Annotated in this window: 21 protein-coding genes; 4 read left to right on the top strand and 17 right to left on the bottom strand. The window is 69.8% G+C overall.

Annotation, left to right across the window (positions count from 1 at the left end; translation table 11 throughout):
- Position 1: 1 nt before the first annotated feature.
- Positions 2-430, top strand: coding sequence for a hypothetical protein (locus C4V41_RS17060; RefSeq protein WP_235030173.1), 429 nt, complete (start codon positions 2-4; stop codon positions 428-430).
- 4 nt (positions 431-434) lie between these two features.
- Here the strand turns inward: C4V41_RS17060 and C4V41_RS17055 are convergent, their stop codons facing one another.
- Positions 435-791, bottom strand: coding sequence for a hypothetical protein (locus C4V41_RS17055; RefSeq protein WP_146103684.1), 357 nt, complete (start codon positions 789-791; stop codon positions 435-437).
- Between the two features lie 140 nt (positions 792-931).
- On the opposite strand from C4V41_RS17055, the gene C4V41_RS17050 reads away from it, so the two are divergent.
- Positions 932-1,459 (top strand): DUF6886 family protein, encoded by a 528-nt coding sequence (locus C4V41_RS17050; RefSeq protein ID WP_103956862.1) that lies wholly within the window; start codon positions 932-934, stop codon positions 1,457-1,459.
- Here the strand turns inward: C4V41_RS17050 and C4V41_RS17045 are convergent.
- The 7 genes from C4V41_RS17045 to xylA all read right to left on the bottom strand — a co-directional run bounded on the left by C4V41_RS17045 (position 1,434) and on the right by xylA (position 8,427).
- Entirely contained in the window at positions 1,434-2,396 is a 963-nt protein-coding gene (locus C4V41_RS17045) for a ketopantoate reductase family protein (RefSeq protein WP_103956861.1), read from the bottom strand. The genes C4V41_RS17050 and C4V41_RS17045 overlap by 26 nt on opposite strands.
- Before the next feature lie 19 nt (positions 2,397-2,415).
- Positions 2,416-3,144 carry a glycosyltransferase family 2 protein gene (locus tag C4V41_RS17040; protein WP_103956860.1) on the bottom strand — a complete coding sequence of 243 codons (729 nt, stop codon included), beginning with the start codon at positions 3,142-3,144 and terminating at the stop codon, positions 2,416-2,418.
- A gap of 60 nt (positions 3,145-3,204) precedes the next feature.
- Entirely contained in the window at positions 3,205-3,747 is a 543-nt protein-coding gene (locus C4V41_RS17035) for an AAA family ATPase (RefSeq protein WP_103956859.1), read from the bottom strand.
- A complete protein-coding gene (lysS, locus tag C4V41_RS17030; RefSeq protein WP_103956858.1) occupies positions 3,744-5,345 on the bottom strand; it encodes a lysine--tRNA ligase in 1,602 nt (533 codons plus the stop codon). The genes C4V41_RS17035 and lysS overlap by 4 nt, the downstream gene beginning before the upstream one ends.
- A gap of 93 nt (positions 5,346-5,438) precedes the next feature.
- A complete protein-coding gene (locus C4V41_RS17025; RefSeq protein WP_103956857.1) occupies positions 5,439-6,539 on the bottom strand; it encodes a Gfo/Idh/MocA family protein in 1,101 nt (366 codons plus the stop codon).
- Positions 6,536-7,279 carry a sugar phosphate isomerase/epimerase family protein gene (locus C4V41_RS17020; RefSeq protein WP_103956856.1) on the bottom strand — a complete coding sequence of 248 codons (744 nt, stop codon included), beginning with the start codon at positions 7,277-7,279 and terminating at the stop codon, positions 6,536-6,538. The genes C4V41_RS17025 and C4V41_RS17020 overlap by 4 nt, the downstream gene beginning before the upstream one ends.
- Positions 7,276-8,427 carry a xylose isomerase gene (gene xylA / locus C4V41_RS17015; protein WP_103956855.1) on the bottom strand — a complete coding sequence of 384 codons (1,152 nt, stop codon included), beginning with the start codon at positions 8,425-8,427 and terminating at the stop codon, positions 7,276-7,278. Before xylA ends, C4V41_RS17020 begins: the two co-directional genes overlap by 4 nt.
- A gap of 88 nt (positions 8,428-8,515) precedes the next feature.
- Here xylA and C4V41_RS17010 point away from each other — a divergent pair, with 88 nt between their 5' ends.
- Positions 8,516-9,628 (top strand): ROK family transcriptional regulator, encoded by a 1,113-nt coding sequence (locus C4V41_RS17010; RefSeq protein WP_103956854.1) that lies wholly within the window; start codon positions 8,516-8,518, stop codon positions 9,626-9,628.
- Here the strand turns inward: C4V41_RS17010 and C4V41_RS17005 are convergent.
- Together C4V41_RS17005 and C4V41_RS17000 are read right to left on the bottom strand one after the other, a co-directional pair.
- Positions 9,625-10,140 carry a DinB family protein gene (locus C4V41_RS17005; RefSeq protein ID WP_103956853.1) on the bottom strand — a complete coding sequence of 172 codons (516 nt, stop codon included), beginning with the start codon at positions 10,138-10,140 and terminating at the stop codon, positions 9,625-9,627. The genes C4V41_RS17010 and C4V41_RS17005 overlap by 4 nt on opposite strands.
- 62 nt (positions 10,141-10,202) lie before the next feature.
- Positions 10,203-13,217 (bottom strand): GH92 family glycosyl hydrolase, encoded by a 3,015-nt coding sequence (locus tag C4V41_RS17000; RefSeq protein ID WP_200824038.1) that lies wholly within the window; start codon positions 13,215-13,217, stop codon positions 10,203-10,205.
- 293 nt (positions 13,218-13,510) lie between these two features.
- Here C4V41_RS17000 and C4V41_RS16995 point away from each other — a divergent pair, with 293 nt between their 5' ends.
- The gene (locus tag C4V41_RS16995) at positions 13,511-13,963 is read left to right on the top strand and encodes a DUF4352 domain-containing protein (protein ID WP_160150308.1); all 453 of its coding nucleotides are present in this window, start codon (positions 13,511-13,513) and stop codon (positions 13,961-13,963) included.
- Positions 13,964-14,007: 44 nt separating this feature from the next.
- Here C4V41_RS16995 and C4V41_RS61850 read toward each other — a convergent pair whose 3' ends face one another.
- The 7 genes from C4V41_RS61850 to C4V41_RS61845 all read right to left on the bottom strand — a co-directional run bounded on the left by C4V41_RS61850 (position 14,008) and on the right by C4V41_RS61845 (position 16,769).
- Positions 14,008-14,160 carry a hypothetical protein gene (locus C4V41_RS61850; RefSeq protein WP_160150307.1) on the bottom strand — a complete coding sequence of 51 codons (153 nt, stop codon included), beginning with the start codon at positions 14,158-14,160 and terminating at the stop codon, positions 14,008-14,010.
- Between the two features lie 4 nt (positions 14,161-14,164).
- A complete protein-coding gene (locus C4V41_RS16990) occupies positions 14,165-14,545 on the bottom strand; it encodes a hypothetical protein (RefSeq protein ID WP_146103683.1) in 381 nt (126 codons plus the stop codon).
- Positions 14,546-14,580: 35 nt separating this feature from the next.
- Complete coding sequence (locus C4V41_RS16985) at positions 14,581-14,931, bottom strand: hypothetical protein (protein ID WP_103956850.1); 351 nt, start codon at positions 14,929-14,931, stop codon at positions 14,581-14,583.
- Positions 14,928-15,416, bottom strand: a complete 489-nt coding sequence (locus C4V41_RS16980) for a hypothetical protein (RefSeq protein WP_103956849.1) — start codon at positions 15,414-15,416, stop codon at positions 14,928-14,930. Before C4V41_RS16980 ends, C4V41_RS16985 begins: the two co-directional genes overlap by 4 nt.
- Positions 15,417-15,489: 73 nt before the next feature.
- Complete coding sequence (locus tag C4V41_RS16975; protein ID WP_103956848.1) at positions 15,490-15,687, bottom strand: hypothetical protein; 198 nt, start codon at positions 15,685-15,687, stop codon at positions 15,490-15,492.
- Positions 15,688-15,717: 30 nt separating this feature from the next.
- On the bottom strand, positions 15,718-16,473 hold the full coding sequence (locus C4V41_RS16970; protein WP_160150306.1) for an AfsR/SARP family transcriptional regulator: 756 nt from the start codon (positions 16,471-16,473) through the stop codon (positions 15,718-15,720).
- Positions 16,474-16,571: 98 nt separating this feature from the next.
- On the bottom strand, positions 16,572-16,769 hold the full coding sequence (locus C4V41_RS61845) for a hypothetical protein (RefSeq protein WP_160150305.1): 198 nt from the start codon (positions 16,767-16,769) through the stop codon (positions 16,572-16,574).
- Positions 16,770-16,878 lie beyond the last annotated feature (109 nt).

Genomic DNA, 16,878 nt, shown 5'->3' with positions numbered 1-16,878 from the left:
TGTGCGTCTTCCGCGTTCTTTCTCCGGCTGGACCATCGCGGTCTTCGGCATCCTGGCCTTCGCGCTCGGTCTGCTCGGGCTCATCTCCCCGGCGACCCTGCTGGCCATGCTGGGTTTCGAGGTCCTCGATGTACGGCCCGCCGGGGACTACACGCTGGTCTATATGGCGGCCTCGTCGATGGCCGCCGTGAACATGGGCGTCTATTACATGTTCGCCGCGTCGGCCGACTACACGCCGTTCTTCCGCTGGACCGTGCCGTTCCGGCTCGTGACGTTCGTCGTCTTCTCCACGCTGGTGCTGACCGGGGCGGCGCCCGGCGAGTTCTTCGGCGTCGGGCTCTGGGAAGGGCTGGGGGCGGTGATCACCGGATTCGCGCTCTGGCGCGAGGGCAAGCTGCTGCCCTCGCGCCAGGATGCGCCGACGACCTGATCGATCAGTGACGCTCGTGGGTGCCGCGGGCGACGAGCTGGTCGCCGTCGGTCGCGTGCTCACGCTCCAGCTTCCGTTCGAGGTCGCGCTTCTCGTTCTCCAGCCGGGCCACCCGGTCGGAGGTCTCGGCCTTGGCGGCGCGCATCCGGCGGCGTTCCCTTGCCGTCCTGCGCGAGCCCGAGCCCAGCAGCCAGAGGCCGAGCAGGAGGACCGCGGCCGTGGCCGCGCCCGCGAGGAACATCTCGACATGATTGAGCTCGAAGGTGTACCCGAACAGGATGTACCTGGCGCTCTCCTCAGTGAGCACCAGTGCGACCGCGCCGCCGGCCAGCAGGACCATGAGGAGTCCAAGCAGAATCATCCAACTCACCCCTTGTCACGTCTATTTGGCCGAGCTTTCGCTCGGCGTGCTCTGATGGAGGTCCTCGCTTCGCTGCGGATCCATCCGAGAGCGCGTTTCCACTTCCCAGAGATCCGCGGGGTATGCGCGATGATTGCGGCATGAGACCCGAGCCAGGGCAGGTCCTGCACTTCTCCGAGGACCCGAGCATCGAGCGGTTCGTGCCGCACGTGGCGGTGACCAGCAGACTCAGCGAACCGTACGTGTGGGCGGTCGGCCACGACCGGTGCCCCGACTACTGGTTTCCCCGTGCCTGCCCGCGCGCGATGGCGTGGGTCGGGCCGGACACCTCCGAGGAGGACGCGGCCCGGATCATCGGCTCGGGCTGCGGCCGGCGGGTGCACGCCATCGAGTACGCCTGGCTGCAGGCGCTGATGGACGTCCGGCTGTACGCCTACCGCCTGCCCGCCGCCGACTTCGCGCCCATCGGGAACCCGCCGCACGCCGTCGTCTCCAAGGCCCCGGTGTTCCCGCTGGGCCCGCCCGAGCCGGTGGGCGACCTGTTCGAGCTGCACGAGGAGGCGGGCATCCAGCTCAGGGTGCTGAGCAACCTGTGGCCGTTCTGGAACGAGGTGACGGCCAGCAGTCTGGAGTTCAGTGGGATCAGGCTGCGCAACGCTCGTCGATGAGCGCCACCAGCGTCTCCAGCGGCATCGAGCCGGGCGGCTGCTTCTCGCGGGCGAACCGGTCGGCTTCGCGCCGCAGCACCTCGTTGACCGGCGTGGGCACACCGTGCAGGCGGCCGAGCAGGACGATCTCGCCGTTGAGGTAGTCGGCCTCGATCGAGCCGCTGCTCCTGGCCAGGCTCTGCCACGACGAGCCGCCGCCGCGCTCGACGCCCTCGATGGGGCGGACGTCCACCTGGTGGCCGCGTATCTCGGCTTCCTCGGAGGGGGTGGAGTAGGCGATCCCGGCGCGCTCCAGCACGGTCCTGGCCTCGGCCCTGGCCCGCTCGGCCACGGCGCCGTTGTCGCTTGTGCGGCCGGCCAGCGCCTCCACGGCGTTGGCCAGGTTGCCGAGCAGCTTGCCGTACTTCCAGCGCATGACGTCGGCGGCCGCGCGGCCCACGAGACCGCGTTTGCCGAGGTCGGTGACGATCTGCGCGGAGAGGTCGTCCACACCCTGGGGATAGCGGCCGACGTGCAGCATGCCCGAGTAGGGGTAACCGTGGGCCGCGACGACGCCGGGCTCCAGGTGCTGGGCGGGCAGCCAGACGCACATGCCGTAGACGTGCTCGAACCGCCGCAGGACCATGCGCTCGTTGGCGACGCCGTTCTGGGCGCAGACCACGGGCAGATGGGACGGCCAGGGTGCGAGCGCGGCGATCGTGTCCTGGGACTTGGTCGCCAGGATGAGCACGTCGTCATCGCGCGTGGGCACGGGGCCGTCGGCGGCGGGGATTCGCAGGGTTTCTGAGGATTCCGGGGTGATCAGGCGGAGGCCGTCTCGCTTGAGCGCCTCGTAATGGGCGCCTCTCGCGATGAGGAGGACATCGTGCCCGCCCTGGTGGAGGCGGGCTCCGATGGTTCCTCCGACTGCTCCTGCTCCGACCACTATGTAGCGCATTGTCGGATAATCCCACTCCTTACTTCGCGAGCGCCACCTGGGCCTGTGCCGCCACGGCGGTGCCGCGGGTGCGCTCCCGCATGATCGTCTTGAGCACGCGCCAGCCGTCGCGCACCGCGTGCAGGTTGCTCACGCCGTGGATGCGGGAGCGCTCGTGGCTGGGGACCTCGCGGATGATGAGGCCGGCCTGGGCGGCGCGGACGTTCATCAGGGTCTCGATCTCGAAGCCGTCGCAGTCGAGGTCGAGGATGTCGAGGTGGCGGGCCCAGAAGGCGTTGTAGCCGTAGCAGAGGTCGGTGTAGCGGGTGCCGTAGAGAAGGTTGGTGAGCCCGGTGAGGACCTTGTTGCCGAGCGAGCGGATCGGACTGAGGTCGTCCGAGCCGCCACCAGGGGCGTACCTGGAGCCCTTGGCGAAGTCGGCGCCGTTGACGAGCGTCGCGACGAACGAGCGGATCTCCCTGCCGTCGGTGGACCCGTCGGCGTCGATCATGACGATGATGTCGCCCCGGGCGGCCTGGAAGCCCTCGATGAGGGCGTTGCCCTTGCCGCGCCGGCTCTGCACGACGACCCGGAGGTCAGGGCGCAGCCTGCGCGCGACGGCGACGGTGTCGTCGATGGAGTTCCCATCGACCAGGATCACCTCGTCGACCCATTCGGGCAGCGTGGCGAAGACGTGAGGAAGGTTCTCGGCCTCGTTCATCGCGGGGACGATGACGCTGACGCTGGCGGCGAAAGGCTGCTTGTTCATGGCGTTAAGGTGCACCGGCATGCATGCAGCCCACTTGACAGTGCCTTGCATAGATCGGGCTTATTCAGGACCTTCGTGAATTCTGGCTTCGGCGGCCCGCGAAATGATCTCTTTAACGGTCTCATCGACTGTTTGCCGGGAGGTGTCCAGCCATAGCCCAATGCGCGGAGTTTCTTCCCGCAGCGAGCCGTCTAGCTGGGCGATCGTCCATCCGCCGCCATAGCCGATCTTGTCGCGAGATCGTTCACGATGATCGACTTCGGCCGGGTCGGGTGCGAGAACGATCACGTGCAAGGGACGGTTACGGATCAACTTCGTAAACCGTTCCAAGTCCTGGCCGAGAATGACGTCCTGGACAATTGCCGTGAAGCCCGCTTCGAAATACGAGTCCGCCGCATTCGCGGCGATTCGGTAGCGCAGATGAAGCTGGCGGACCGCCTCGTCGCTCATCTCCGGCGTCATCTCCGCCCGGCCGCTGACCACCATGCGCCGGAACGTGTCGCCCCGGACGTGCGCCGCGCGCGGCAGGCGCTCGGCGAGCGCCTGCGCGACGGTGGACTTGCCGGCGGCCGAGACGCCGGTGATCAAAACGATTCCGTTCACGCGCCGACCAGTTTGCGGACCCGGTCGGCGCCGACGGCCATCAGCAGCGTGGGCAGCCTCGGGCCGGTGTCGCGGCCGACGAGCAGCTTGTAGAGCAGGGCGAAGAAGGCCCGCTGCGCCGCCTTCAGCTCCGGCGTCGCCTTGGCGTCGGCGGCCAGCCCGGCCTGGAGCTTGGGCACGCCGTAGACCAGCGTGGTCAGGCCCTCCAGCGACCAGTCGTCCAGCCCGTCGGCCAGCAGCCGCAGCGACTCCAGCTCCTCGCGCCCGAGCGAGTCGAGCAGCTCCTGGTCGGGCGACTCGCGCACGCGCGTGCGCTGGTCGGCGGGCAGGTGGTCGTCGACCCAGCGCTGCGCCCGGTCCAGGCGCGGGCGGACCTCGCCGAGGTCCTCGACCCCGTCGAGGTCGCGCAGGATGCGCAGGGTCTGGTCGGCGTGCCCGGTCGTGATGTCCACGACGGAGGCCAGGGTCCGGTAGGGGACGGCGTGCGGGGTGCCGGGCAGCCAGCCGGTCGCCGTGCCCACCGCCCGCCGGTAGGCGGCCAGCTCGGCGGGCTGCGCCTGCTCGCCCGCGACCTTGCGGCCCAGGGCGTCCCATTCGTCGTAGAGGCGCTGGATCTCCTGGTCGAAGGCGATCTTGAAGGACTGGGCCGGCTTGCGGCGGGCGTACAGCCAGCGCAGGACCGGCGCCTCCATGATCTCCAGCGCGTCGGCCGCGGTCGGCACGTCGCCCTTGGAGCTGCTCATCTTGGCCATGCCGGTGATGCCGACGAACGCGTACATGGGGCCGATCGGCTGCGCGCCGCCGAAGACGTCGCCGACGATCTGGCCGCCGACGATCCACGCCGAGCCGGGCGAGTGGTGGTCGACGCCGGACGGCTCGAAGATCACGCCCTCGTGGGCCCAGCGCATCGGCCAGTCGACCTTCCACACCAGCTTGCCGCGGTCGTGCTCGGCCAGCCGGACGGTCTCGCCGAACCCGCACTCGCAGGTGTAGGCCAGCTCGGTGGTCTCGTCGTCATAGGCGGTGACCGTCGTCAGGTCGCGCTCGCACAGGTCGCAATAAGGCTTGTACGGGAAGTAGTCCTCGACCTGCTTGGACCGGTAGCGCGACAGCACGGCGTCGATCCTGGCCCGCTCGCGCACCGCCACCAGGATCTGCTCCCGGTAGGCCCCCGCCGTGTACTGCTGCGTCTGGCTGATGCCCCGGACCTCGATGCCGAGCTCGGCCATCGCCGCGACCATGGGCGCCTTGAAGTGCTCGGCCCAGTTGGAGTAAGGGCTGCCGGGCGGGGCGGGCACGGAGGTCAGCGGCTTGCCGATGTGCTCGGCCCACGACGGGTCGATGCCCGCCGGCACGCGACGGAAGCGGTCGTAGTCGTCCCAGGAGAGCAGGTGGACGCACTCCAGGCCGCGCCGCCTGATCTCGTCGGCGACCAGATGAGGGGTCATGACCTCACGCAGGTTGCCCAGGTGAATCGGGCCCGACGGGCTCAGCCCGGACGCGCAGACGATCGCTTTGCCCGGGGCGCGTCTCTCCGCCTCGGAGATCACCTCGTCCGCGAACCTTGAGACCCAGTCGGTCTCGGCGTTGTCAGCCATCGCGCCATTGTCGCGGGTCCGCCGGGTTCAAGCCAACGCGTTCCCCGATCACGTGAACTTCGGACGGCGGGCCGCCCCGCCGCCCGAGCGTTCTCACAGGGTGGCGGCGTACGGGTCCCAGCCGGCCGGCAGCGGCTCCGGCGCGGTCAGGGTGGAGGCGACGGGCTGGAACGACGCCCGCTCGCCCGACTCCGCGATGGCGGACATGAGCTCCAGCACGTGATAGGCCAGCTCGCCCGACGCCCGGTGCGGCGTGCCGGCCCTGATCGATCTGGCCAGGTCCAGGACGCCGATGCCGCGCCCGGCCGTGGTGCCGGACAGCGGCAGTTCCCGCCAGTCGACGTCGTGCAGGCCGCGGGCCAGCAGCGGGCCGTCGAACGTGTTGGGGTCGGGCAGCGACAGGGCGCCTTCCGTGCCGATGATCTCGATCATGCGGCGGTTGATCGCCGAGTCGAAGCTGAACGTGGCCGACGCCGTGGCCGCGCCGGGGAAGTCCAGCAGGGCGTTGACGTGGGTCGGCACGTCCACGGGGAAGACGGTGCCCGCCTTCGGCCCCGAGCCGACGACCCGCTCGTCACGGGCCCTGCGCGTGCCGGCCGCCACCCGGGCGACCGGGCCGAGCAGGGACACCAGGGCGGTCAGGTAGTAGGGGCCCAGGTCGAACAGCGGGCCCCCGCCCGGCTGGTAGAAGAACTCGGGGTTGGGGTGCCAGGACTCGGGGCCCAGGCTCTGCGTGGCCGCCGTGACCGCGACCGGCTCCCCGATGAGACCGGAGCGCAGGGCGTGCAGCGCGGACTGCAGCCCGGCGCCCAGGAACGTGTCGGGGGCGCCGCCCAGCCGCAGCCCCCGGTCGGCGGCCTCGGCCGTGACCTTGGCCGCCTCGTCCAGGTCCATCGCGAACGGCTTCTCGCCGTACACGTGCTTACCGGCGCGCAGGGACTCCAGCGCGACGGCCGCGTGCGCGGACGGGATCGTGAGGTTGACCACGATCTCGACCTCGGGCAGCGCGAGCACCGCGCCGAGGGTGCCGGACCTCTTGACGTCGTATTCGCGGGCCACGGCCGCGGCCCGGCCGGTGTCGATGTCCGCGACGGCGACCACGCGCACGTCGGGGAAGGCGTTGAGGTTGGTGAGGTACTGGCCACTGATCACGCCGGCGCCGACCAGGGCGACGCCGACGGGGCCGTTGCTCAAGAGCCCTCCAGGGAGGTGAGGTAGGCGTGACTCTCCGCGAGCGCGGCGAAGACGTCGGTGGCGCACTCGTCGAGCTCGACGACGCGCCGGGCCGCGGGGGCGGCGGCGAGGATCTCGGACACGGGCATGACGCCCGCTCCCACCGCCGTGTGCGGCTCGCCCTTGACCACCGGGCCGTCCTTGACGTGCAGCGCGAGCACCCGCTCGCCCAGCCGGCCGAGCAGGGCGGGCACGTCGGCGCCGCCCACGGCCGCCCAGTAGGTGTCGATCTCCAGGAAGACGCCGGGGGCGAGCAGATCGGCCAGCGCCTCGATGGCGTGCCGGCCGTCGATCTCGGGCTCGATCTCCCACCAGTGGTTGTGGTAGCCGATCCGCATCCCGTGCCCCGCCGCCTGCTCGGCCAGGCCGTTCAGCAGGTCGGCCGTGCGCGCGAGGCCGTCGGGGGTGGTGAACTCCTCGTGCGCGATGCCGCCGGGGATGATCACCAGGTCGGTCCCGACCGTCGCGATCGCGTCGAAGACCTCCGCGGGCTCCTTGCTGAGCAGCGCGTACGCGTGCGTACCAGAAACGCTCAGCCCCAGATCGTCGGCGACCTGGCGAAACCCCTCGGGGTCGGTCGTGGGGTCGAAGGGCTCGACGGACCGGTAGCCGACCTCCGCCAGCCGCCGCAGCGTGGTGTCGCGGTCGGCGGCCAGCGCGTCCCTGACGGTGTAGAGCTGGACGCTGATGGGTTCGGTCATCCGCGTACCCCCATGAGGTGCTCAAGGGCGAGCTGGTTGAGGTGGGTGAAGTGGAAGCCGCGGGCGGCCGCCCGCTCGACGTCGAACTCGTCCTTGGCCAGGTCGGCCCAGCTCTCGCCGGCCGCCAGCGTGGGCTGGGCCAGCTCGTCCACGCGGGAGGCGCGCAGGGCCTCCTGCACCTCGGGGTCGGCGCGGAAGGCGCGCGACTTCTCCTTCAGGATGAGGTACGTGCGCATGTTCGCCGCGGCGGAGACCCACACGTCCTCGGGGTCCTCGGTGCGCAGCGGCTTGTAGTCGAAGTGGCGGGGGCCGTCGTAGCCGCCGTTCTCCAGCAGGTCGACCAGGAAGAAGGCGCTCTTGAGGTCGCCGTGGCCGAAGATCAGGTCCTGGTCGTATTTGGGCCCGTGCTGGCCGTTGAGGTCGATGTGGAACAGCTTGCCGTGCCACAGGGCCTGGGCGATGCCGTGCACGAAGTTGAGCCCGGCCATCTGCTCGTGGCCGACCTCGGGGTTGAGGCCCACCATCTCGGGGTGCTCCAGCTCGCCGATCAGCGCCAGGGCGTGGCCGATCGTGGGCAGCAGGATGTCGCCGCGCGGCTCGTTGGGCTTGGGCTCCAGGGCGAAGCGCATGTCGTAGCCGCGGTCGATGACGTACTGGCACAGGAGGTCCAGGCCCTCCTTGTAGCGGGCCATCGCGGCCTGGACGTCCTTGGCCGCGTCCGACTCCGAGCCCTCGCGGCCGCCCCAGCACACGTAGGTCTTGGCGCCCAGCGAGGCGGCCAGGTCGATGTTGCGGATGACCTTGCGCAGCGCGTAGCGGCGGACGTCGCGGTCGTTGCTGGTGAAGGCGCCGTCCTTGAACACCGGGTGGGTGAACAGGTTCGTGGTGGCCATCGGGACCTTCATGCCGGTCTCGTCGAGCGCCTTCCTGAACGCCGCGATGGCCTTCTCCCGGTCGGGCTCGACGGCGAGCAGGTCGTCGTCGTGGAAGGTGACGCCGTGGGCGCCCAGCTCGGCCAGGCGGTGCACGCTCTCCACCGGGTCGAGCGCCGGGCGGGAGGCGTCGCCGAACGGGTCGCGGGCCTGCCAGCCGATGGTCCAGAGGCCGAAGGTGAAGCGGTCGTCGGGAGTGGGAGTGAATGCGGTCATTTCGGAGTTCCTGCCCTTTAGTCCATAATCTGTACATAATCCTGAGGAGGTGGGTGGGGTGTCGTCAAGAGGGGTCCGGCATGATTCCATGCGCGCCCGTAATCTGGCCGTGGTGCTGGCGACCATCCACCGCTCAGGACCGCACACGCGCGCCGCGCTCGCCGAGCTGACCGGGCTGACCAAGACCACCGTGTCCAGCCTGGTCGCCGACCTGCTCGACGCGGGCGTGGTGACCGAGGGCGGCGCCGTCCGTGGCGGCGAGCGGGGGCGGCCGGGGGTGGCGGTGAGCCTGAGCGGTGACCGGGTGGCCACGCTGGGGCTGGAGATCAACATCGACTACCTGGCGGCGTGCGTGGTGGACCTCACCCGTACGGTGCGGCTGCGGCGGACGATCCCGGCCGACAACCGCAATTCCGACCCCGCCCGCATCCTCGCGGCGCTGCGCGACCTGGTGAAGGAGATCACCGCCGCGAGCGAGGACGCCGGGCTGCGGATCATCGGCGCCGCGCTCGCCGTGCCGGGCACCGTCGAGGGCGAGGTGCTGCGCAGCGCGCCACATCTCGGCTGGCGGGACGTACGCGTGTCCGGCCTGGTCGACCTGCCCTTCGCGATCGACAACGAGGCGAACCTGGCGGCGCTCGGCGAGCTGTGGTTCGGCTCGCGGGAGATGGACTTCCTGTACGTGTCCGGCGAGATCGGCATCGGTGCCGGGCTCGTGGTCGGCGGGACCGTGTTCAAGGGCACGTTCGGGCTGGCCGGCGAGCTGGGCCACGTGGTCGTCGTGCCCGACGGACCGCTCTGCCGGTGCGGCGGCCGGGGCTGCCTGGAGGTGTACGCCGGCCAGGACGCCCTGCTCGGCGACCTGCCCTCGGTGCCCGGCCTGGTGGCCCGGCTGGAGTCCGGCGACCGGCGGGCGGCGGAGGCCTGCGAGCGGGCCGGGCACGCGCTCGGCGTGGCACTCACCTCTGCCGTGCACCTGCTGGATCCCGGCAGGATCGTGCTCGGCGGGATCTTCGCGCCGCTCTTCCCGTGGCTGGAGGGGCCGGTGTCGGACGGGTTAGGAGCCCGGCTGGGGCAGATGCGCGGCGCGCCGCCCGCCCTCGTGGTCTCGGGGACCGGCGCCGACGCGGCCGTGCTCGGCGCGGCCGGGCTGATCATCCAGCAGATCCTGGCCGAGCCCGTCCAGATGCTCGGTCTCTAGTAATAGCCCTTCTGCCCGTCGAGCAACTCCCTGATCGTGTCCAGTTGGCCGGCGTGCCTGGCGGTCTCCTCGACCATGTGGATCACCATCCAGCGCAGGCTCGCCTCGGCGGAGCCGATGTCGGGGTGCTTGCCCACGTCGTCCAGCGAGTGGGCGGCGACGATCTCGTTGGAGATCCGGCACTGGCGCTCGTAGTCGTCGAGGAGCTTCGCGAGCGGAATGCCCTGGATGCGCATCTCGGCGTCCTCGACCGACTCGTCGAACTGCGGGTTCTCGGAGAAGTCGCGGCCCTTGAAGATGATCTCGAACCAGCAGTGCTCGGTCCAGCGCAGGTGCGAGACCAGGCCCGCCACGGTCATGAGGGGTGAGGTGGGCAGGACCGGCCGGTAGGCGTCCTCGTCCGACAGCCCTTCGCATTTCCACTGGATGATCGCGCGCTGCATGTCGAGCCAGCCGATGAGCTGGGTGGGTTCGTCGGCCACGAAAGGAGGGCGTACACGGGGGAAAGTCATGGGCGCCGACGGTACTTCAGCCGCCCGCCACAGCGCACGGCGTTTTCGGCGCCCACGATCTTCTATCGGCGGGAACTCAGAGCGAACACCTTGAGGTTGGGCACGGCGCCCGTGGTGAACGAGACCGCCTCGCGGGCCGGGTCGGCCGGGATGGAGACCTGCCAGATGGTGACCTTGCGGCCGTCCGCGGTGCCGTTGACGTTGTAGCGGGTGTCGGTGGTGAACGCGGATCGCTCACCGAAGTGGGGTGACGTGCTCGCCCAGTCGGTCACCTTCAGCGGGGCGGACGAGGTGGTGCCGTCCGCGTAGGTGATCGTGAGCTCGGTCTGCTGGTCCCCGTTCACTGCCGTGGCCAGCAGGTCGAGGGCCTGGTAGCGGCCCGGCGTGAGGTAGGTGCGCTGGCCCCTGAGGCTGTGGAAGTTGCCCGCCGTGCCCTTGGTGTCGGGGATCAGGTGGCCGTCACGCGGGCCGGGGGCGGGGAGTTGCTCGGCGGGGAAGCTCCAGCCCTTGCCGTCCAGGTTGCCCTGCGCCTTCGCGTCGGCGGTGGCCACGCCGTCCACGTCGTACTGCAGGCTCTGGGCGCAGGAGGTGCCGGCCGGCGTGCACGCGCCGGGCAGGTTCGGGATCGGTGTGGCGGCGGTGGGCACATGGTCGACCGGCAGGTCGGCCGGTTCCGTGGCCCACGACTTGTTCGCCGTCGTGCCCACGTTGACGACGACGTCGCCGCCCTCGTTGAGCACGGACTCCGGCAGCCAGGAGCGGGTGTGCGGCTTGCCGTTCACCCGGACGTCCTGGACATAGACCGCGTTCTGGGCGGCCTGCGGAGCCGTCACGGTGATCGTCTTGCCGTTGCCGCGGTTGATCCACGCCTTCGGGAACATCGGGCTGGACAGGAGTGTCTCGGCGCGGCTCGGCGTCTGGGGGTAGAGGCCGAGGGCGGCGAAGACGTACCAGGCGGACATGGTGCCGAGGTCGTCGTTGCCGGGCAGGCCGCCGGGGCCGGTCTTGTAGACCAGGGAGGCCATCGCGCGTACCGTCTCCTGGGTCTTCCACGGCTGCCCGAGCGCGTTGTACAGCCACGGGACGTGGATGCCCGGCTCGTTCGTCGGGTCGTAGCGGAAGCCGTCGCCGCCGGTCGCCCAGGAGCCGTCGGTGCGGTGGAAGAAGGCGTCGAGCCGCTCGGCGGCCTGCTGCTCGCCGCCCATCGCGGCGGCGAGGCCGGACACGTCGTGCTGGACCATCCAGGTGTAGGTCGCGCTCGTGCCCTGGGCGAAACCGGCGTCCGAGGTCGCCGAGAACGGCCACAGCCAGGTGCCGTCCGCCTTACGGGCCTGCTGGTAGCCGCCCTCCTTGCCGGCCGACGGGTTGAACGTGTTGCGCCACCAGCTCGCCCGCGGCAGCAGCGTGTCGCGCTCCGCGTCGCGGCCGAGCCGGTCGGCCCAGTCGGCGAGCGCGTAGTCGGCCGCCGCGTCCTCCAGCGTCTCCGCCGCGCCGCCCCAGCAGTGGCAGGTGTCCTGGGGCGCGTATCCGAGCCGCATGTACTCGGCCAGGTTCGGGCGCTGGCCCTCGCACTGGCCCGGGCAGCCCTTGTCGGACAGACCCGACGGGTGCGGCACCGTGGCCTGCCTCACCAGCGACTCGAACGCGCCGCGCACGTCGAAGTTCCGCACCCCGAGGGAGTAGAAGCCGGCCAGGGCCGGGGCGGACGGGTCGCCGGTCATCACGTGGGTGGGGCCGTTGACGTGCACCCAGCGGTCCCAGACGCCGCCGTTCTGCCCGGCCAGGTTGTACAGCGACTGGGCGTAGTCGCCCGCGACCTCGGGCTCCAGCAGGGCGAGGAGCTGGGTGTGCGCGCGGTACTGGTCCCAGCCGGAGAAGTTGCCGTACTGCTCCCGCTGGCCGCTCGCCAGCCGGTGCACCTTCTGGTCGCTGCCGAGGTAGGTGCCCGCCACGTCGCTGGTGACGTTGGGCTGGAGGTAGGCGTGGTACATCGCGCTGTAGAACGTCGTCAGCAGGTCGGCCGAGCCGCCGGCCACCTCGACCGAGCGCAGCCGGTCGTTCCAGGCGGTGCGCGCCCTGGCCGCGACGGAGGCGACGGTGTCGCGGGGAGTCAGCTCGCGGGCCAGGTTCTCCTTGGCCGCCGCCAGGCTGGTGTAGGAGATGCCGACCCGCATGCTCACGTCGGCGTCCGCGGAGGTGTCGAAGCTGACGTACCCGCCGGAGCCGCGGCCCGCGCGGTCGGCGCCGGTGGCGTACCCCTCGCCGCCGCGCGCCGTCGTGCCGCCGGGGCGCAGCTCGTCATCGACCCACGTGCCGGTGCCGGAGAAGGCGCGGTCGAACGTGGCGGCGAAGTGCAGGCGGTAGTAGGTCTTGCGGTTGTTCACGCCGCCGTTGGCGCGGCGGCCGCAGAACGCGCCCGTCAGCACCGATCCGGTGACGGTACGGGTGGCGGGGTCGATGGTGATCTCGGCGTCCTCGCTGCCGTTGAGCGAGTTGGACACCCGGAACAGCAGGTTGGCCTTGGAGCCCTTGGGGAAGGTGAACTCACCCGTGCCCGCGCGGGTGGTGACCGCCAGGTCGGTCTTGACGCCGGAGCCGAGCGTGACCGTGTAGCGGCCGGGCTCGGCCTTCTCCTCGTCGTGGGTGAAGTCGCCGGCGTAGATCCTGTCGGTGGTGTCGGCCGTCGGGGACGAGGTGACCTCACCGGCGAACGGCATGATCGGCACGTCTCCGGCCGCTCCCGGGTGGCAGCCAGCGCCGTTGACGTGCGTCAGCGCGAAGCCGCGTACGCGCGGGGTGTTGTAGGAGTAGCCGTTCGACCCGGCGGCGTTGGTCTGGTCGCCGGCGGTGTTGGTCGGGCTCCAGGAGATCATTCCGAACGGCATGACGGCGCCCGGATAGGTGTTGCCCCCGTTGGCCGAGCCGATCAGCGGATCGACGTGGCGTACGGGATTGACGTCCTTGACCGGCGGGCGGTCCGGGGTCACGGGAGAGGCGGCGGCTGGCGGGACCGCGACGAAGGTGCCGAGAAGGGCGCCTAACGTCGCGACGGCGAGCCAGGAACGGGGAGAGTGCACCTCGTGATCACACTGCTCCACATTAACCGGACCATGAACGCCCCAGTAAGTGCGGAAAAAATCTTTCGTTTTGGCCCCGTTTTGCGCGGCAACCGTTTGTAATCGCGCGGGAATGCATCAATCCCGCCAACCCCCCTGATATCAGGCGTATCCAGGGGCTACGCTCTGGTCTTCCCCCGTCGATCGGAGACCCGATGGCGCACCCCGGCTCCCCGCCCAATTCGCTCTTACCGGTCGCGTCCAGCGGTCGAAAAAAGACGATCATTCTTGTTTCCACCGTCGTGGCCGGCGCCATGCTCATCGCCGCCGCGGCCCTGCTGTACCCGTGGGGCGGTGCGGCCCCGCAGGCGGCTCCCAGGGAGGTGGGCATCGGCATCGCGTCGGAGGACGGCGGGCTGCAGTTCTCCGTGGTGAAACTCCAGTGGAGCCGGCAGGCGGGCAACACCAAGCAGGGCGTCGCCGTCGCGGAGGGGCGGTTCCTCCTCGTGCACGTGATGGTGCTGAACACGGGGGAGGAGCCGGAGACGTATCGCGCCTCGGCCCAGAAGTTGTTCGCGGGCGGCCGCGAGTATCCGGTGGCGGCCAAGGCGGCGGCGTTGCTGTACGACTCCAACGAGAAGGTGATCGACCCCGGCGACAGCCTCGTCGTGATGGTGCCCTTCGACCTGGCGCGGAACGTGACGCCCGACACCATCGAACTGCACACCGACCCGGACTCGACCGGCGTCAGGGTGGCCCTCCGCTAGGGATTTCCCTTAGTGACACTCGGTGTCCGTCCCCTCTCCTGCCGTCATACCGTGACGGGCACCACCCACCCGTACGACGTCCTGTTGATCGAACTGCTCGGCATGGTGGCCGCGGCCGTGGCCGCCGCGGCGGGCATCCAGGGCCTGTGGCCGAGAACGGGCGCGATCGGGCTGCCCGCGGCGCTGGCGCTGTTCAAGCCGTCACTCCGAACGCGTGACGGGTCTCCGCCGCCACCAGATGACGCCCAGCAGGAGCACGGTGCCGATCGCGGCGATCACCAGGCAGATCAGCAGCGAGAGCGACGTGAGGTAGGCCAGGCCGGCGAAGAGCAATGGCGCGAAGAAGAGCCCGTCGATCATGGGGTGCTCCCGCGACCAGCGCGTCAGCCGTTCTGCCGGTAGCCAGCTCAGGGCGGCGAGGGTTCCGTACGTGATCGCGGCGACGATGGCCATGACGACGCCCCGCCTGTCGTACATCCCGATCGTGATCAGCACGGCGACAGGGGGGAGGATGACGCGCGGGAGCCACCGCAGGCTCCGGCCGGCGGCGCCTCGGGGTGCGGCGTCTTCGCGATCGGCCACGCGTTCAGAGAACACCGCCGGAAAAGGGCCGTCAACTATTTCTCGATCGGCCAATTGTCGCCCGTCCACCACCAGCCGTCGCCGAGAGGCGCGCAGGTGAACTGCTCATAGTCGTCTTCGTTGAGATGGGTGCACGGATCGGTGCCGGCTTTCTTGCCCAGCGTTCGCGTGAAACCGATGCGCTCGGGCTTCATCTCCGCGACCGCGAGGAACAGCACGTTTTCCGATCTCTCCACCGCGCCCTGGCCGAGTGCGAGGTCGCGGTATCGGTCCGGCAGCGCCGAATAATCTTCGGGAAGGTCGTCGGCCGTGCGCGCGAAGTCGGCGAAGGCCGTCCGATGGGTGTCGAACCAGGTCTGCCGGAAGACCCGTTCCCAGGGGATCACATGGGTGATGGCCCGCGCGGACCCGGGACGGTCATCCAGGCGAGCATGCCGATGAAGGCCAGGACGCAGACGGTGATCAGCGCGGGGAAATACCACTCGGGGGTTATCGTCTCCAGACCGTTGTCGTCGTTGAGCAGCCAGAACCGGGACGTGGGAGCGGCCAGCACACTCACGACCAGAGCCAGCTCGTACATGATGAACGAGACGCCGGTCGGCACGGCGGACCTGATGAGTGAGCCGCGGTCGAGCGCGATGGGCAGGGTCGCCGCGGCGGTCAGGATCAGGGTGAGGCAGAGCGTCACATTTCGCGCATTCGTGACCCCCTCGTTCAGCCGCCCCAGCGTCCAGTCGCTCCAGGGCTCTTCGAACCAGGGGTCGAGCCGTCCCGTCGGTTGGGCGATCACCTGGAGGGCGATCAGGTTGACCGCGGCGTACAGGGCCGTGGCCGCCAGAGCGGTGCAGGGGAGGAGCCGGCGTACGTTCATGGGTTGTTGGATGCCGCCGCCGGCTCGGAGGTTCCCCTTCAGGCGGCAGCGCGGCTGCCCCGTCACGCGTGGGTCAGCAGCACTGGATGCACTCCGCCACCCAGTTGCCGCAGAGATAGCCCGCGCTGGTCTGGCAGCAGGTGCGGCGGTACAGGACCGAGCCGAACTGGTCGCGATCGCACCAGTATTCATACCCGCAGTCGCCCGCCCGGGCGCTGACATTGGGGACGAAGAGGCTGAGCACGCGGTCAGCCAGGTTTCCGATGGTCATGGAACTCTCCTTCATGTCGTGTCGTGCCGATCACGGCCGCAGAATGGACTGGTAGACGGCCTTGACGTCCGGGCCCGGCTCGATGCCGAGCTCCCGGCCGAGCATGCGGCGCAGCTCGTGATAGGCGCCCAGTGCTTCGCCCTGGCGGCCGCATCGGTACAGCGCGGTCATCAACTGCTTCCAGAAACGCTCCTTGTACGGATGTTCGCGCGTCACCTCACGCAACCGGCTGACGACCTCCGCGCACCGCCCCAGCGCGAGATCCAGGTCGTTCTGCCGGTCGAGAGCCTGCAGTCTCATCTCGTCGAACCGCGCCGCGACCCCCATCCGCAGGGCCGGCGAGGGCACGTCGGCCAGCGTCGGCCCACGCCACAGTTCGATGGCCCGGCTGAGGCAATCGTGCTCGGTGGCGACGTCCGAATGGGCACGGGCGTTGTCCGCCCTGTTCAGCAGCGCGGAAAGATCGTGCAGGTCGAGCTCGCCCGGCTGTACCCCCAGGACGTAATTGGACCCCCTGGTACGGATGAATTCGCGGTCGGCGGTGATCCGGCGCAGCCGCAGAATGACCGAATGCAGCAGCGTGCGCGCGGAGGCGGGAGGTCTCTCCCACATGTACTCGATCAGCCGGTCACTGGTCACCGGCTCGTTCTCGTTGAGCAGCAGCGCCGCGAGCACCACCTTCATCTTTCCGGCGGTGACGGCGACCTGACGGCTGCCGATGTCCAGACGCAGGGTGCCGAGCAGGCTGAATCGGCGGGTTCGGGGCTTTTCTGAGGTAACGACCACCACCCCAGGAAAACCGGACGTGCTTTCGCCTGCCTGTCGGCCACCTGTCCCGGCGGCCGGCGCGCCGGCCGATACCGCACTGGCCGCCGGGAGCGCCCTCAGCAGACCTTGGTCTGCGTCTGAACCGGGCAGCAGGTGTCCTTGCAGGTGTTCCAACAGGTGTTGGAGCCCACGATGGACACACATTCATTGCAGGTGATCGCCGTCGGCACGGTCATCTGGTGGGTGTTCTCCACCCATTTCCGCGCGGGCACAGAACGCAACTGCAAATCGAATGCGCCATTGTTCCAAGCCATTTTTTCCTCCTTTCCTTCCTGCCGGAGCCTGACATTTTCGCGCGGCCGCCGTCAATGGCGTTGAGCAATTCACCGGAATATCAGGGGAATGTTAGTGGCCGGCGTTAGC

It is taken from the genome of Nonomuraea solani (assembly GCF_900108335.1).
Classification (GTDB): Bacteria; Actinomycetota; Actinomycetes; order Streptosporangiales; family Streptosporangiaceae; genus Nonomuraea; species Nonomuraea solani.
The sequence above is the reverse complement of the archived record's forward strand: the minus strand, read 5'-3'. Positions and strand labels throughout refer to the sequence as shown.

Coding starts and splice junctions, on each gene's coding strand:
- C4V41_RS17055 (WP_146103684.1), bottom strand. CDS start 791: ATGATTCTGCTTGGACTCCTCATGGTCCTGCTGGCCGGCGGCGCGGTC.
- C4V41_RS17050 (WP_103956862.1), top strand. CDS start 932: ATGAGACCCGAGCCAGGGCAGGTCCTGCACTTCTCCGAGGACCCGAGC.
- C4V41_RS17045 (WP_103956861.1), bottom strand. CDS start 2,396: ATGCGCTACATAGTGGTCGGAGCAGGAGCAGTCGGAGGAACCATCGGA.
- C4V41_RS17040 (WP_103956860.1), bottom strand. CDS start 3,144: ATGAACAAGCAGCCTTTCGCCGCCAGCGTCAGCGTCATCGTCCCCGCG.
- lysS (WP_103956858.1), bottom strand. CDS start 5,345: ATGGCTGACAACGCCGAGACCGACTGGGTCTCAAGGTTCGCGGACGAG.
- C4V41_RS17020 (WP_103956856.1), bottom strand. CDS start 7,279: ATGACCGAACCCATCAGCGTCCAGCTCTACACCGTCAGGGACGCGCTG.
- xylA (WP_103956855.1), bottom strand. CDS start 8,427: ATGACCGCATTCACTCCCACTCCCGACGACCGCTTCACCTTCGGCCTC.
- C4V41_RS17010 (WP_103956854.1), top strand. CDS start 8,516: ATGCGCGCCCGTAATCTGGCCGTGGTGCTGGCGACCATCCACCGCTCA.
- C4V41_RS17005 (WP_103956853.1), bottom strand. CDS start 10,140: ATGACTTTCCCCCGTGTACGCCCTCCTTTCGTGGCCGACGAACCCACC.
- C4V41_RS16995 (WP_160150308.1), top strand. CDS start 13,511: ATGCTCATCGCCGCCGCGGCCCTGCTGTACCCGTGGGGCGGTGCGGCC.
- C4V41_RS16980 (WP_103956849.1), bottom strand. CDS start 15,416: ATGAACGTACGCCGGCTCCTCCCCTGCACCGCTCTGGCGGCCACGGCC.
- C4V41_RS16975 (WP_103956848.1), bottom strand. CDS start 15,687: ATGACCATCGGAAACCTGGCTGACCGCGTGCTCAGCCTCTTCGTCCCC.
- C4V41_RS61845 (WP_160150305.1), bottom strand. CDS start 16,769: ATGGCTTGGAACAATGGCGCATTCGATTTGCAGTTGCGTTCTGTGCCC.